This is a genomic window from Metabacillus sp. 113a, from assembly GCF_050107635.1.
Classification (GTDB): Bacteria; Bacillota; Bacilli; order Bacillales; family Bacillaceae; genus Metabacillus_B.
Genome location: NZ_JBNILJ010000047.1, coordinates 1 through 264 on the forward strand (window position 1 = coordinate 1; position 264 = coordinate 264).

A 264-nucleotide genomic window follows, 5' to 3' on the forward strand; every position below is an offset into this window, starting at 1 on the left:
TCAACTATCATTTTGTCTTTTGTCCTCGGTATCGAAGAAAAATATTCCTTCGTACTGATGTAGAGGAACGATTTAAACAGTTGGTACAAGAAGTATGTGAAGAATTGGAAATTGTCATTGTTGCTTTTAGAGTGCGAAAAGACCATACGCATATATTTCTTAACGCACTACCAACGCTTAGTCCTGCTGATATTATGGCAAAAATCAAAGGAGTGACTTCTAAAAAGTTGAGAGAGGAATTTCCTCACCTTCAACACTTGCCGA

1 protein-coding gene is annotated in these 264 nt (G+C 37.1%); it reads left to right on the plus strand.

Annotated features, from left to right (window positions below):
- On the plus strand, nucleotides 1-264 hold a 264-nt coding region (tnpA, locus tag ACQCVE_RS19650; protein ID WP_426863675.1), incomplete at both ends, for an IS200/IS605 family transposase.